The 14,419-nt window shown below is 67.8% G+C and carries 12 protein-coding genes and 1 tRNA gene; 6 read left to right on the plus strand and 7 right to left on the minus strand.

The features are described from left to right. Position 1 precedes the first annotated feature (1 nt). On the minus strand, positions 2–1,018 hold the full coding sequence (locus E8P82_RS09230; RefSeq protein ID WP_136454256.1) for an MDR family NADP-dependent oxidoreductase: 1,017 nt from the start codon (positions 1,016–1,018) through the stop codon (positions 2–4). A 1,043-nt stretch (positions 1,019–2,061) separates the two neighbouring features. On the opposite strand from E8P82_RS09230, the gene E8P82_RS09235 reads away from it, so the two are divergent. Further along, positions 2,062–2,406 (plus strand): DUF7882 family protein, encoded by a 345-nt coding sequence (locus E8P82_RS09235; RefSeq protein ID WP_136454259.1) that lies wholly within the window; start codon positions 2,062–2,064, stop codon positions 2,404–2,406. Positions 2,407–2,483: 77 nt separating this feature from the next. Here E8P82_RS09235 and E8P82_RS09240 read toward each other — a convergent pair whose 3' ends face one another. Next, positions 2,484–3,224 carry a DUF981 domain-containing protein gene (locus tag E8P82_RS09240; RefSeq protein ID WP_136454260.1) on the minus strand — a complete coding sequence of 247 codons (741 nt, stop codon included), beginning with the start codon at positions 3,222–3,224 and terminating at the stop codon, positions 2,484–2,486. A gap of 305 nt (positions 3,225–3,529) precedes the next feature. Beyond that, on the minus strand, positions 3,530–4,792 hold the full coding sequence (locus E8P82_RS09245; RefSeq protein ID WP_168796536.1) for an MFS transporter: 1,263 nt from the start codon (positions 4,790–4,792) through the stop codon (positions 3,530–3,532). A 171-nt stretch (positions 4,793–4,963) separates the two neighbouring features. On the opposite strand from E8P82_RS09245, the gene E8P82_RS09250 reads away from it, so the two are divergent. Then, positions 4,964–5,356 (plus strand): VOC family protein, encoded by a 393-nt coding sequence (locus E8P82_RS09250; protein ID WP_136454266.1) that lies wholly within the window; start codon positions 4,964–4,966, stop codon positions 5,354–5,356. A 174-nt stretch (positions 5,357–5,530) separates the two neighbouring features. Here E8P82_RS09250 and E8P82_RS09255 read toward each other — a convergent pair. From E8P82_RS09255 to E8P82_RS09270, 4 genes are all read right to left on the minus strand, one after another. Then, a tRNA-Arg gene (locus E8P82_RS09255) sits at positions 5,531–5,603 on the minus strand. Positions 5,604–5,697: 94 nt separating this feature from the next. Next, positions 5,698–7,209 (minus strand): FAD-dependent oxidoreductase, encoded by a 1,512-nt coding sequence (locus E8P82_RS09260; RefSeq protein WP_136454268.1) that lies wholly within the window; start codon positions 7,207–7,209, stop codon positions 5,698–5,700. Further along, complete coding sequence (locus E8P82_RS09265; RefSeq protein WP_136454269.1) at positions 7,206–8,066, minus strand: FAD:protein FMN transferase; 861 nt, start codon at positions 8,064–8,066, stop codon at positions 7,206–7,208. Before E8P82_RS09265 ends, E8P82_RS09260 begins: the two co-directional genes overlap by 4 nt. After that, positions 8,063–8,623: an FMN-binding protein gene (locus tag E8P82_RS09270; RefSeq protein WP_246021172.1), complete on the minus strand. Its 561-nt coding sequence runs from the start codon at positions 8,621–8,623 to the stop codon at positions 8,063–8,065. Before E8P82_RS09270 ends, E8P82_RS09265 begins: the two co-directional genes overlap by 4 nt. A 196-nt stretch (positions 8,624–8,819) precedes the next feature. Between E8P82_RS09270 and argS the strand changes: the two genes are divergently transcribed. From argS to thrC, 4 genes are read left to right on the plus strand one after another with little or no spacing between them, the layout of a single operon-like run. Further along, positions 8,820–10,469, plus strand: coding sequence for an arginine--tRNA ligase (argS, locus tag E8P82_RS09275; RefSeq protein ID WP_136454272.1), 1,650 nt, complete (start codon positions 8,820–8,822; stop codon positions 10,467–10,469). Between the two features lie 2 nt (positions 10,470–10,471). Beyond that, positions 10,472–11,992, plus strand: a complete 1,521-nt coding sequence (gene lysA, locus E8P82_RS09280) for a diaminopimelate decarboxylase (protein WP_136454275.1) — start codon at positions 10,472–10,474, stop codon at positions 11,990–11,992. Next, positions 11,989–13,314 carry a homoserine dehydrogenase gene (locus tag E8P82_RS09285; protein ID WP_136454277.1) on the plus strand — a complete coding sequence of 442 codons (1,326 nt, stop codon included), beginning with the start codon at positions 11,989–11,991 and terminating at the stop codon, positions 13,312–13,314. The genes lysA and E8P82_RS09285 overlap by 4 nt, the downstream gene beginning before the upstream one ends. Next, entirely contained in the window at positions 13,315–14,418 is a 1,104-nt protein-coding gene (gene thrC / locus E8P82_RS09290) for a threonine synthase (RefSeq protein ID WP_136454279.1), read from the plus strand. The last annotated feature ends 1 nt before the right edge of the window (position 14,419 follow it).

The following is a 14,419-nucleotide window of genomic DNA, read 5'->3' on the forward strand; positions in this document are numbered from 1 at the left end:
CTCACACGGCCACGATCACCCGGCCACGAGTTCCACCACCGAGTTGGGCCGCGAAAGCCTCCGGAACCCTGTCGAAACCCTCGAACACCGTGTGCAGACTGGTGACCGTACGATCACGAATCCACGAACCCACCTCCTGCTCGAAGGCCGCTCGCAGGTCCTCGTGCTCGGTGACGGTGAAGCCCCGCATCGTGAGCTCATGCGAGATCATCCGGAGGTAGTTGGACGGCCCCTGCGGCGAACTCTGCCCGTACTGGGACACTGCTCCGCAGATCACTACCCGTCCGTGCATCTGCAGCTGGTCCAATGCTGCTTCCAGGAGCGGTCCACCCACGTTGTCGAAGTAGAGCGTGATGCCGTCCGGGGCTGCGGCGCCCAGAAGCTGCGCCGGGTCGCCCTCGCGGTAGTTGATGCAGCTGTCCGCACCCAGCGCCTCGACCAGTGCGGCTTTCTCCGCGGAGCCCGCACTGCCGATCACACGGGCGCCCTTCGCTGCGGTGAACTGCACGACGCAACTGCCCACTCCGCCCGAGGCAGCGGAGACGAATACGACGTCCTCAGGCTCCACCTGACCCACCTGGGCCAGTCCTACCCAGCCGGTGAAGCCCACATGGCCGAGTACCGTGAGGTGGTACTCCAGCGGCAGATCCCTCACGTCGTCGCGGACCCTGCGCAGCTCGCTGGCGGGGACGACATCCTCGGTCCGCCAGGACGCCCACTGCTGCACCACCAGGTCTCCCGGGGAGAAACTCTCGGCCTTCGACTCGATGACCTCCATGACTGCATCACTCTGCGGGACTTCTCCCACAGCCATCTGCGTCCGGGTGCTCGGCCCGGAGCCACCCGAGATGCGATTCGCCAACCCTGCATTCAGACCGAAGCGCAGTGCCTTGACGAGCACCTGACCGTCCCCGAGCGCTGTGTCGATCTCGGTTTGCACTACCTCGAAATCGTCGGGCCGGAACTTCTCCTCGACGAAGCTCGCCAATCGGATCTCGTGAATCTTCCGCCGAGTCATGGTGCCTTCCTCCTAAGCATTCACGTCGGTGGTGCCTGTGCGTCCGTGGTTCCGCGAAGGCCACTGCTCCAATCCCTACCAGGTGGTTCTGGCAGCGGGAAACGATGACGGGCATTGCACGGTCTCCGACAGCTGACCGGCCGCGCCTCCTCATGCGCATCTCATATACCGAATGTACGCTGGGCTCGTCTCCATCAGCGTTGCCGATGCGCGCGCCCACCTTTCCGATGTCAGTGCCCGAGTGAAAGGTGCAGCAGTGGTCAGCGAGCGGCGTTCTCGAGCGGCGCAAACGACGAGTACCCGTCGTCGTGCGTGCTGGACAGTATGAGCGGAGGCTCGAGGCCTTTGAAGACGCCGACGACGTCAAGGCGTCTGCCGGGGCGATGGCCGAGGAACGCTCCAGTCCCACTGTTCGATGCGTTCGTACGGGATCGGCTGATCGATCCCACATTTCAGTCGTACGCAGTGGGATCGACCGGCGCGACGGCGACCGATCCCAGATATCAGCAGCCGGTGGTGGGATCCACCGGCTGATGTCCGGTGAATCCCACTCATCCCGTAGCGGCACGCCCGATGACGTAGACGAGCTCCCAGCCGTCGATGTCGTTCCGGGGCGACGGCTTCAGCTCCGCGTGTCCGACGACGGCGCCTCCGGCAACCACGGCCCACACGGCGACTTGTCCACGGGATACACATCGGAGAAGATGCGGTGGAACAGAGCGCGATCGGCGTCCTCGGTCTCCAGGCCGTCGCCGACCTAACGGACAACCTCAGGGTCCTGGAACAATGCGACGAACGACTCCTCGTCCGAGGTCGTGTACGGGCGTAACTCGACGGGATCGCTGCGGAGGATGGGGGAAGGACTCCCGGTACTGCTCATAGGAGCAAGTCTGCCCGTTCCACGGCGACCGGCTCACTCCCGCTCATCTCGACGTCGGTCAGGGTGCCATACCGGTTCCATTAACTTTGCCTCGAGAACCGCTTACTCTTGGCACAGGCAGGTTCCGCGGTGGCGAGTAGCAAGGTGTCGGGAGGACGCTGCTATGGGCACGATCCGAATCGGTGGGTACCAGGACGATCTCGTGTTCACGATGCCGGACAATCTGACGCGAAGCATGCAGGCGGTCATCATCATGACCTTTCGGGCCGGCAGGGGACTGTTCCTCAGATCCTCTGGAGCGGTGGACGGGCGGAGTGCTGCCATGAACGTCTGGCTGGCACCCTCCCAGCCCGTCCGGTTCGAGTACGAGGCCGACGAGGTGCCGGAGCCGCACGCGGGGCTGACCAAGGTTCTGCTCAAGTCCGTCGATGCACTGGGTGGGGTGATCCTGCCGACTCAAGGGGATCTCGACAGGGCAGCTGCGGGCCCGGAGGAGTCGGATGGCTAGTTTGAAGACGTCCGCTTCTGTGCGACGGCATTGAGCCACGATGGCTTCGAGCCCGAAAGTTCGTCCGTGCCGTCTACCTACGCCTCCGGCATGGTGTTGACGATGAGACCGATATGCGTGTAGAAGTTCATTGCTCCGAAGAGCAGGAACACAATTCCTGCCACGAGCCAGAGGATGCCGACGGTGCGGACAAGAGGCGTCAGCCTACCGAGGGATGAGAACGTCCTGAGCGCGAACGGGAACAGCACCGCGCCCAGACCGATGAGGGCGAACAGCCCGGAGATGAACACTGCTTCGATCATCGGGGAGCCAGCAAAGGACCCGGCGACGGGTTCCTCGGGAGGGGCCGCGAACAGTTGGAAGATGAGTCCCGCTGCGGCGATCCCGAACAGAGCCAGGCCCAGGCCGACGACGAAGACCCCAAGTGGACCTGCGACGCTCGCAGCTTCTGCAGCCCGATCCTCCGCCTCGGTGATCTGGTCGCCTCGCTTCCACAGGTACAGAGCGGTCGCCAGCAGCAGCACGCCGAAGGCGAGGCTGGTCTCGCCGAAGACGATGTTGTCGAAGGGGAAATACCGCGCGAACGGCCAGGTCAGGGTCATGTGCAGACCGGTGACTGTCAGCAGGAACCCGAGGACGCCGGCGGTGAGCGCCCAGCCCTCGGGTTTGAAACGTTCGCTGCGCGTCAGGGCGCGTCCGATCATCACCACGAAGATGAGACCAGCACCAGCAGCGACCGACATGATGGTGTTGTAGGTCGGCATCTGGGTCCAGTCGATGACGAGGCCCGAATCTCCTCCGGTAAAGAAGTCGTCCATCGAACACCTCTCCTTCTATGTCCTTCTCGTCGTGCCGCAGCGAACCACCAAGCGACACGTTCATCGGCTCCGGCCTCGTTCATACCGAGATCGGCGTCCGTCTCCCGCTGCGATGGCCTCTTCAATCTAATCGGGGGAGAGGTCCATGACCATCGGCGTACGACCCTTCACGAACGACCGGAAAGCGCGGTATGGAAGTTACAGGCCACTGAATCCCATTACCTCGGTCGGGCACTCTCCTGTGACGGCGAGCGTCTGGTTCGATCAGGAACCCAGCCGCAGGAGCCGGCTTGCTCCAAGTAGCCTCACGTGACGGGGTCTGCCGCTGAAGGCATCACTGCGCTCGGTGCTGGTCTGTCCACGACGCCGAGTCTGATGATGGCCCACGGCCCCAGCACTGTGCCTGAGAAAATGACGGCGCCGGCGACCAGGCAGGTGACGGGCCAGGGGGTGGAGTCGTACAGGATTCCCGCGATCGCTGCCCCGATCGCTGCTCCGAGGAGTGTCGAGGCGGTATAGATTCCCATCGCCGCTCCGATCTGGTGAGGATACTTTTCTGTCACGACTGCCTGTTCAATCGGTATCACCATCGCCCAGGCCACACCGCACAGAATCCACAGCGCCGCTATCACCACGGGCCCGGCCGCATAAGCCAGGGAGATGGCGAACAGGCCGCTGAGGGCCGAACCGGCGGCCATGGCCCTGCGGCGTCCTATTCGCAGGACGACCGCGTGCATGAGCGGTGGAAGGACTCCCAGGGCGATAGCTCCCGGGAGGAAGACATAGGCGATCCCAATAACACCAAGATCCAGTTCGCGCTGAAGATGCAGGAGCACCAGGATCCCGACCATGCTCTCGGCCAGGGATGTCACCACAGTGGCGACGAGCATCGGGCGCAGCGATTTCGCCATGGCACGGGCGCCGCGGGTGGTCGGCGATGCCGGGATCCGAGAACCGTCGTGGTCGCCGGCTGTCCCGTCCACCGGAAGTGCCGGATGTCCGTTCGGCGTGCCTGGGCTGAGGAACAGGATCAGTGCACCGATCAGGCATGCCCCGGCGCAGGCCAGGAAGACCAGTGGGAACGAGTCGAACTGACCCAGAAGCAGCAGGCCGGCGACGAATGCGATCCACACACCGGTCTCCTGCACCGACATCAAGCGGGCGAAGACCCCTGCGTCCGATCGGAGCTGCTCTCCGACCATGGCGCGGAGGGCCACCCACAGGAGTGCACCGCCGATGCCGCCCAGTATGGCTGCGGCATAGGCGAGGGCCAGCGACCCGGCCAGCGCATACCCCAGGCACGAGAGCCCGTAGAGGACGGCGCCGAGACCCGCGACGACCTCACGCTTCCGGGTGTCGGCCAGGTACCCGGCAACGGGACGGGCGAGGAAGGAGACGATGAGCTCGACGGAGACCAGGAAGCCCACGTTCGCCGGAGTGGCGTGCAGAGCGATACCCGCCCAGAGCGGGGTGAGGAAGTCGAGGAGCTCGATCGGCCCGTTCGTCAGTCCGGCTGCTGCCAGGGCGGAGCCCAGACGTGTGCGGCGTGGTGCTTCCCCCTGATGCATGAACCCGATGCTATCTGTCGGGTGATTTCGTGCGGTGGAGAATGCGCTGCGACACACTGCTCTTGTATGACCGATCTTGTATGACCAGGACTCGTCGAAGCCCGCAGCCCTGCCCGACATCGGCCAGCGAGGATACCGGGAACGACGTCGTGAAGCTGGTTGGATCGCACCATGACCAGCTTCGTTTCCCATACGTCCATCGACTGCGCCGATGCCTACGGGCTCTCCGAGTTCTGGAAGGGCGTGCTCTGCTACGTCGACGTCGACGACGACCCCAACGAGCCGGGTGACGAGGAGTGCATGATCCTCGATCAGGACGCCGGCCACCGCCTGTTGTTCATCGAGGTCGCGGAGGGCAAGACGGTGAAGAACCGCATGCACCTGGATCTGCGGCCGCGGACGGGCACCCGGGACGAGGAGGTTGCGCGGCTGCTCGTCCTCGGAGCCACTGAGCTCGCCGACCGTCGCGGGGTCCACGGCCCCGGAACCGGCTGGGTCGTTCTGGCCGACCCCGAGGGCAACGAGTTCTGCGTCCTGCGTTCCTACCGCCAGATACAAGCTTAGGCGGGAAGGCCGGTCCGACGTCGATCCCACTCTTCCGGTGGGTGTTATGGGAACGACAGCCCCTGCCCAGTCCTCGCCGCCGAGGACTGGGATCGACGAGGGTCCACAGTCGTAAAACAGGACCGCCGCCAGCCCTTGGGGCCGACGGCGGTGGACTCTACGCGAGTCGTTCTGTGCCCTCGATAGGATTCGAACCTACGACCTTCTGCTCCGGAGGCAGACGCTCTATCCCCTGAGCTACGAAGGCGGAAACGGGGTTGATCCCGTACCCGAATGGGACTCATCGAGCTTAGCAGGTGCGGTCGGGGTGGGAAAACGTCGGGCAGCGGGAAACGCCGTCCTCAGTACCCCAGGAAGGCATCGGTCCGCACACGCGAGACTCCCGCCACGCGCAGCTGAGCGCGGACCTCGCGGATGAAGTGCGGCGACCCGGAGACCAGGACCGTTCGCTCCGTCAGATCCGGCACGGCGGCCAGGAGCAGCTCGGCGGTCGGCTCCGCGCCCGCACGGGTCCAGCCCGGAGGAAGAGTCGACGCGTCAAAGCCCCCCGGGCTGAACAGCACCACGCGCGTGCCCAGCTCCTGCAACTCGTCCCGGAACGCGACGTCCTGGTCGTCCCGCACCACGTAGACCAGGACGACGTCGCGCTCCTCGCCGCGGGCGGCCACATCGCGGAGCTGGGAGATGAACGGCGTCACGCCGATGCCGCCGGCGACGAGCAGCAGGGGCGCGGCTGCATCCCGCGGCAGGAGGAAGTCGCCGCCGACCACCGTGCCCGTGATCCGGGCGCTCCCGGGCAGCGAGAGGAGTGCCTTCTTCAACGAGCTCCCGGACTCCGACGTCCGCAGAGCGAAGCTCACGGCGTCGGTCCGCTGGGGTGCGGAGGTGATGCTGAAGACCCTGCGGCTACCGCGGCTGTCGGTGCCCTGATGCGGCAGGTCCAGCTCCATGTACTGACCGGCCCTGAACCGTACCGGTCGTGCGGTGTCGAACACGAGTTCCGTGCTCGTCGGTGTGAGCTGCCGCGACCCGGAGAAGATCAGCCGTACGCCCCGGCGCTGGCCCAGGAGGAAGGCCACCACGTTGCCGATCACGAGGGCGAACTCCGGGCCGAGGAACACCGGCCCGATGGAGAGCTGCAGGGCGAACAGGGCCGCGACGAGTCCGGCATAGAGCCATTGCTGCCAGCGCAGCGGAGGCAGGGTCAGCGGCTCGGTGAGCATGAAGCCGAGCAGGAACAGGACCGGGTACGAGGTCACCACGAGCTGCAGGCCATCACCGAGCGCGAGACCGCCGAGAACTAGCTTCGTGACGAGGAGGCCCAGGGCGACGACGAGGAACACCGCTCCCATGGACATCTTCCGCATCCGGTACAGGATGAGGAAGGCTCCGAGGGCGACGACGGGCAGCAGGTAGGGGTTGGCGACCCACCAGGCGGCCGCTCCCACTCCGGACAGCGTTGCGACGACGGCGCCCATCGCCGCCGGATTGACGATATGGCGGCCCCGGAACGCCAGCAGGAACTTCGACGCGCCCGCTGCCACACCGGCCGCGAGGACTCCGCCCAGCCCGGCGGTGGTGTCCGAGGGGAACATGATGAGGAAGAGGATCAATCCCGTGATCAGGGATGAGTCCCCGTGGGGGCGCAGGCGCAGGATCAGCGCCATGAGGCGCGTGCCGATGAAGGTGCCGCCCACCGAGGCCACGAGACTGCCGGCGATCTCCGCCGGCGTATAGGCGAGCAGGCCGGTGACGGAGAGCAGAAGCGCCTCGGCCGCGAGGGCCAGGAGCAGGGCCAGCACCAGCCGGTACATGCTCACTCGGCCCAGCAGGGCGTCCAGTGCTGCGGTCATGGGAACAGGGCTCCTCGGAGTGGGTCGGAGAGACGGGCGCGTCCGTCCGAGTACACCAGCACGTAGTCGAACTCGAAGGACCGCGAGAGGTCGGCGGGGTCCGCGAAGAACAGTGCCGTACACAGTCCGTCGGCGGTCATCGCGTCAGCCGCCAGGACCCAGGTGGCGACGACGGTGTCCACGCAGCGCCCGGTCCGTGCGTCGATGATGTGGTGCAGCCCGTCGCCCCAGACACGCCGGTTCGACGCCGAGGCGCACAGCGCGCCGCTGCCCAGCTCCACAGTACCGATCGCCAGCGAGGCGTCGTAGGGATGCTCGAGGGCCACGGTGATCGAGCCGGGTCCGCTCCGGCGCATGTCACCACTCGCGTCGACGATCACGTCGTCGTGACCTTCGCTGAGAAGGTACTCGAGCATCAGATCCACGAGCTGGCCCTTGCCCGCGGCGCCGACGTCGAGCAGTGCCGGTTCCCGCACGGTGATCGTGTCCCCGCCCCACCGAAGGACGGCGTCCCAGACCCGGGCGGGGGAGGGCGCCGTCGTCGGGACGAAGGAGTACCCGGCATCGTACCCCTGTTCCGCGAGGCGCTCGCCGACGAGGGGAGACACCGCACCGTCCGTGAGATCGTGCAGCGAGCGCAGCAGGCGACCCAACGCCGTCCCGTGCGGTGGCAGGGGCAGTGAGCCTCCCGACGCCGAGAGCGCCGTGACGCCGGAGTCGGCGCGGAACCTGGAGTAGAGCGCGTCATAGTCCTCGGCGAGCCGCAGGAGTTCTGTCCGCTGCGCCGGGAGCAGGGGCATGCTGCTGTCCACGCGCCAGCTCGTGCCGATCGCCGCGAACTCGAACGACTGGGTCATGGGGACTGGAACCGTGCCTCGCTCCTGATCTTGTCGGCGGCATCGTTGAATCCGCCGCTGGTCAGGGAGGAACCTGCCACCTTGTCCACCGAGAGCTCGTCGAGCCTCCTGCCGACGATCGCCTCCGAGATGCCGCCTGCGAACCGCTCCTGGTAGACCGTGGTGGTCGGGTTGTCCGGCATGGGCTCCACCTCGACGGCGGTCACCACGTCCGTTTCGAGGGTGAGCGTCACGCCGATCTCCTCGGGCCCGGCAGGGGACTGGTAGCTCCCCGTCTCGCTGTACTCGCCGTCCTGGTAGACCTGCCCGTCCGGTCCGGCCCCGGCAGGCTGCTCGGCGGCCGCCGGGTCGCCGGACGGGGCCTCGGTCGTCGCAGCATCGCCGTCCGCCGAGGCGCCGGCGCACCCGGCGGCGCCGAGCATCGAGACGGTGGCCAGCATCGTGAGGGCTCGCCTGTGACGGTGTGAGCCGGGGCCGGAGTGAGGCGCCGACGGCGGGGTGGACTGCGGGGCGGACGATGCTGCGGGGCCGAGGGCGGTCGAGGGTGGTCTGGTCACGGGGTGCTCCTGATGCATCACACGGCGGGACCGGGCGGACGATGGTTCGCACGGCGTGGACGGCCAGGTACCTGTGCGGGCCATACCACCCTCCCATGCAATCATCCGTTCCTGACGGTGTCCCGGACGGCCGCCGGAGTCGCGTCACGCACTGCCGCACTCCGGCCCCGTGCAGCCACGCCGCTATGCTGGACGAGTGACTCCCGACGAACTCTCCTCCGCCATTTCCGCCTGCCTCCGGACCGCCGTCGAGGCCGGCGACTTCAGCGTCGAGCTGCCGTCGGAGGTACGGGTGGAGCGACCGAAGAATCGTGAGCACGGTGACTGGTCCACGAACATCGCCCTGCAGCTCGGCAAGAAGGCGGGGATGAATCCGCGGGACTTCGCGCAGCTGCTCAGCACCCGGCTGGCGGGGATCGACGGCGTCAAGAGCGTCGACATCGCCGGTCCCGGTTTCCTGAACATCACGCTCGACGTCGGAGCCGCCGGGGAGCTCGCCCGCACCATCGTCGACGCCGGACCCGCCTACGGGACGAACGACACTCTCGTGGGCCAGAAGATCAATCTGGAGTTCGTCTCCGCCAACCCCACCGGACCCATCCACATCGGTGGCACGCGCTGGGCCGCGGTGGGGGACGCGCTGGCCCGCATCCTCCAGTCGCAGGGTGCCAGTGTGACGCGGGAGTACTACTTCAACGACCACGGCGCCCAGACCGAACGGTTCGCGCGCTCGCTGTACGCATCGGCGACGGGGGAGGGAGCTCCGGAGGACGGCTACGCGGGCCAGTACATCGTGGACATCGCCCAGCGCGTCCTCGCGATGGAACCGGGCATTCTCGACCTCGAGCGGGACGAGGCGATCGAGCGTTTCCGCGCACTGGGCGTCGATGCGATGTTCGGTGACATCAAGACGTCGCTGCACGACTTCGGGGTCGACTTCGACGTCTACTTCCACGAGCACTCCCTGTTCCGGGACAATTTCGTCCAGGATCTGCTGGATCAGCTGAAGGCCTCGGGGAACCTGTATCTCGAGGACGGCGCCTGGTGGCTGAGGTCGACGGACTTCGGCGACGATCGCGACCGCGTGGTCATCAAGTCCGACGGCTCCCCGGCGTACATCGCGGGTGATATCGGGTACTTCGTCAACAAGCGCCGCCGCGGGTTCGACCTGAACATCATCATGCTGGGCGCGGACCACCACGGGTACGTGGCCAGGCTCAAGGCTGCCGCCGCGGCACTCGGGGACGACCCCGACGCCGTCGAGGTCCTGATCGGCCAGATGGTGAATCTGGTCAGGGACGGCGCGCCGGTCCGGATGTCGAAGCGTGCGGGAACCGTGGTGACGCTCGAGGACCTGGTCGACGCCGTCGGTGTGGACGCCGCCCGCTACACCCTGTCCCGCTTTTCGGCCGACTCGAACATCGACATCGACCTGGATCTGCTCACCCGCCACACCAACGAGAACCCCGTGTTCTACGTGCAGTACGCCCATGCGCGCACGCACGCCGTCGCCCGCAATGCCGTCTCGGCCGGGGTGGACACCAGCGCGTTCGACGCCGCGTCCCTGAGCCACCCCACGGAGGGCGAGCTGCTCGCGGCGCTCGGCCAGTTCCCCGGCGTCGTCGCACAGGCCGCCGCGTTCCGCGAACCGCACCGCGTGGCCCGCCACCTCGAGGTCGTCGCCGGCGCCTACCACCGCTGGTACGACGCCCGCCGGGTAGCCCCGCTCCGCGGCGAGGCCGTGGAGGACGTCCACCGCTCCCGGCTGTGGCTGAACAATGCGACGCAGCAGGTGCTCGTCAACGGACTGACACTGCTCGGCGTCTCGGCGCCGGAGCGGATGTGACGATGACGACGACGGATCAGGCGTCACCGCTCGCCCCCGACTGGCTCAGCGTCCCGCAGGACCAGGCACAACTCGAGGCGAAGCTGTGGGCCGAGGACGTGCGTCGTGACCAGGACGGCGTCCTCGAGATCGACGGCGTCAGCGTCACCGAGCTCGCCCGGCAGTACGGGACGCCGCTGTTCGTGGTCTCCGAGCGTGATTTCCGCGCCCGCGCCAGGAGCTTCCGTGCGGCGTTCGACGAGGCGTTCCGCGGGTTGGGCGACGGCGTGGACGTGTTCTACGCGGGCAAGTCCTTCCTGTGCACCGAGGTGGCGCACTGGGTCCGCGAGGAGGGCCTGGGACTCGACACGTGCTCCGGCGGCGAGCTCGCCGTCGCCCTGCGAGCCGGTCTGCCCGGCCACCGGCTCGGCCTGCACGGGAACAACAAGTCGGCGGCGGAGATCATCCGTGCCATCGATGCCGGGCTCGGGCGGATCGTGGTGGACAGTCTGCAGGAGGTCACCCTCGTGGGGGATCTGGCAGTGGAGCGCGGGCGGACCGCCAAGGTGATGCTCCGCCTCACCCCCGGTGTCCACGCTCACACGCACGAGTTCATCGCGACGGCCCACGAGGACCAGAAGTTCGGCCTGTCCATGGTGAGGGAGCCGGCAGCCGGGCGGGTCTCAGCTGCCGACGACGGCGTCTCGCCGGCCGATCTCGCCGTCGCCGAGGCACTTGCTCACCCGGGGATCGAGCTGCTCGGGGTGCACTGCCATATCGGGTCGCAGATCTTCGAGCCGGAGGGCTTCGAGCTCGCCGCGCGGCGGCTCCTGGCTTTCCTGGCCCGGCTGCGCGACACGCACGGCGTCGAGCTGCCCGAACTGGATCTGGGCGGCGGCTACGGCATCGCCTACACCGAGGCGGACGAGCCACGTCCGGCCACCGAGATCGCCCGCGCCATGGCCGCCGTCGTCGGTTCGACCTGCCGTGAGCTGGACCTGCGCGTTCCCCGCATCTCGATCGAGCCCGGACGGGCGATCGTTGGGCCCTCGACCTTCACGCTCTACACCGCGGGTACGACGAAGACGGTCCACGTCGATACCGGGGGAGCAGGCGGACGAGCCCAGGGCACCGCGGCCACAGAGCTCCGCCGCTACGTCTCGGTGGACGGCGGGATGAGCGACAACGCCCGTCCGGTGCTCTACGGGGCGGACTACTCGGCCGTACTGGCCTCCCGTACCCCCGAGGCCGCGCCCGTGCTCTCCCGCGTGGTCGGGAAGCACTGCGAGAGCGGCGACATCGTGGTGCGCGACGTCTACCTCCCCGGGGACACCGGTGCCGGTGACCTCCTGGCCGTCCCCGGAACCGGCGCCTACTGCTGGGTGCTGGCGAGCAACTACAACTACCTGGCGCGCCCGCCCGTGGTGGCGGTGGCCGACGGCGCAGCGCGGTTGATCGTCCGGGGTGAGACCGAGGAGGATCTGTTCCGCCGGGACGTCCAGCGCGAGCCCGCTACGACATCAGGAGACCCACGGACCGTATGAACACCTCGACGCCCCCCTCGCCCATCCGCATAGCCCTGCTCGGCTGCGGCACCGTCGGCTCGCAGGTGGCCCGCATCCTGCTCGCGGACGCCGAGGATCTCGGCAATCGTGCCGGTGCCCCGCTCGAGCTCGTCGGCGTCGCCGTCCGCACCCTCGACGCCCAGCGAGACGTCGAGCTTCCGGACGGTCTCCTCACCCTCGATGCCGAGTCGCTCGTGGCGAACGCGGACATCGTGATCGAGCTCATGGGCGGCATGGAGCCGGCGAAGTCGCTGATCCTCCGCGCGATCGACCACGGGGCCGCCGTGGTGAGCGGCAACAAGGCCCTGCTGGCCCAGGACGGCCCCGAGCTCTACGAGCAGGCCGACGCGGCGGGCGTGCAGTTGTCCTACGAGGCAGCCGTCGCCGGTGCCATCCCGATCCTGCGGCCCATCCGCGACAGCCTGTCCGGGGACCGGATCACGCGCGTGCTCGGGATCGTCAACGGGACCACGAACTACATCCTCGACCAGATGGATTCCACCGGAGCCCGGTTCGCCGACGCCCTGAAGACCGCTCAGGACCTCGGGTACGCGGAAGCCGATCCCACGGCGGACATCGAGGGGCACGACGCCGCCGCCAAGGCCGCGATCCTGGCGTCCCTGTCCTTCCACACGCGCTTCGCCCTCGAGAACGTGTTCTTCGAGGGCATCACCTCCGTCACGGCCCAGGACATCGCCTCCGCTGCGGAGGACGGGTACGTGGTCAAGCTCCTGGCCATCGCGGAACTGCTCGGGGACGCCTCGGGCGCGGACGGCGTCGGGGTCCGCGTCCACCCCACGCTGCTGCCGCGCTCCCACCCGCTGGCCGCCGTGCGCGGGGCGTTCAACGCCGTCTTCGTCGAGGCGGAGAACGCCGGCGAGCTCATGTTCTACGGTCAGGGCGCAGGCGGCACGCCCACGGCGTCGGCCGTGCTCGGCGACGTCGTGAGCGCCGCGCGCCGCATGGTGCTCGGCGGCCCGGGACGCACCGAGACGACCACCGGGCACGTTCCCGCGCTGGGCATCGACGCCGTGCGCACGAGCTACTGCATCGCCCTGCAGGTCGTGGACGAGCCGGGCGTGCTGGCTCAGATCAGCCGGCTCTTCGCCGCGAACGGGGTCTCCATCGAGACGATGCGCCAGCGCATCCGGCCAAGCGGACCCGACGGGAGCACCACCGCCGAGCTGCGCATCGTCACGCACCGGGCCCTGGAGGCATCCCTCGCAGCGACCGTGCGGCAGGTCGCCGAGCTCGAGGTCATCACCGCCGTCTCATCCGTTCTTCGAGTAGAGGGAATCTAAGTGGCCCACCAGTGGCGCGGAGTGATCCGCGAGTACGCCGAACGTCTGCCCGTCACGGAGGCCACCGAGGTGATCACGCTCGGCGAGGGAGGAACCCCCCTCGTGCCTGCCCGGCAGCTGTCGGAGCTGACCGGGTGCAGGGTGTATCTGAAGGTCGAGGGCATGAATCCGACCGGATCCTTCAAGGATCGGGGGATGACCATGGCCATGACCGCAGCCGTGGCCGCCGGTGCCAAGGCCGTGGTGTGTGCATCCACCGGCAACACCTCGGCGTCGGCCGCTGCCTACGCCACCCAGGCCGGTATCACCTGCGCGGTGCTCGTACCGGACGGCAAGATCTCGATGGGCAAGCTCAGCCAGGCGATCGCCCACGGCGCGCAACTCCTCCAGGTGGACGGCAACTTCGACAACTGCCTCGACGTGGCACGCAAACTCTCCGAGTCCTACCCCGTGTTCCTCGTGAACTCCGTGAACCCGGCACGGCTCGAGGGCCAGAAGACGGCGGCCTTCGAGGTGGTCGACACCCTCGGGGACGCGCCCGACTACCATCTGATGCCCGTCGGCAACGCCGGGAACATCAGCGCGTACTGGAAGGGATACAAGGAGTACGCGGCGCCGTACGCGTCGATGCATCACGGCGAACTCGCGCCGGTCGCCACGCGCACGCCGATCATGTGGGGCTTCCAGGCGGAAGGTGCGTCTCCGCTCGTCAAGGGTCACCCCGTCACGGAGCCGGATACCATCGCCACCGCGATCCGGATCGGCAATCCCGCCTCCTGGGACTTCGCCGTCGCCGCCCGGGACGAATCGGGCGGACTCATCGAAGCGGTCACCGACGAGGAGATCCTCGACGCGCACCGCTGGCTGTCCTCACGGGAGGGCGTGTTCGTGGAGCCCGCGTCCGCGGCCGGGGTCGCCGGTCTGCTCAAGAAGCACGCCGAGGGCAAGGTCCCGTCCGGCAAGACGATCGTCATCACCGTCACGGGCCACGGGCTCAAGGACCCGCAGTGGGCCCTGCGCACGGCGGACGGCGCGGACATCGAGCCCACGAAGGTGGAGTTCGACGTCGTGAGCGTCGCTGCAGCGCTCGGTCTCGAGGACTGAG

It is taken from the genome of Arthrobacter echini, assembly GCF_004803505.1.
Lineage (GTDB): Bacteria > Actinomycetota > Actinomycetes > Actinomycetales > Micrococcaceae > Arthrobacter_D > Arthrobacter_D echini.

Coding starts and splice junctions, on each gene's coding strand:
- E8P82_RS09230 (WP_136454256.1), bottom strand. CDS start 1,018: ATGACTCGGCGGAAGATTCACGAGATCCGATTGGCGAGCTTCGTCGAG.
- E8P82_RS09235 (WP_136454259.1), top strand. CDS start 2,062: ATGGGCACGATCCGAATCGGTGGGTACCAGGACGATCTCGTGTTCACG.
- E8P82_RS09240 (WP_136454260.1), bottom strand. CDS start 3,224: ATGGACGACTTCTTTACCGGAGGAGATTCGGGCCTCGTCATCGACTGG.
- E8P82_RS09245 (WP_168796536.1), bottom strand. CDS start 4,792: ATGCATCAGGGGGAAGCACCACGCCGCACACGTCTGGGCTCCGCCCTG.
- E8P82_RS09250 (WP_136454266.1), top strand. CDS start 4,964: ATGACCAGCTTCGTTTCCCATACGTCCATCGACTGCGCCGATGCCTAC.
- E8P82_RS09260 (WP_136454268.1), bottom strand. CDS start 7,209: ATGACCGCAGCACTGGACGCCCTGCTGGGCCGAGTGAGCATGTACCGG.
- E8P82_RS09265 (WP_136454269.1), bottom strand. CDS start 8,066: ATGACCCAGTCGTTCGAGTTCGCGGCGATCGGCACGAGCTGGCGCGTG.
- lysA (WP_136454275.1), top strand. CDS start 10,472: ATGACGACGACGGATCAGGCGTCACCGCTCGCCCCCGACTGGCTCAGC.
- E8P82_RS09285 (WP_136454277.1), top strand. CDS start 11,989: ATGAACACCTCGACGCCCCCCTCGCCCATCCGCATAGCCCTGCTCGGC.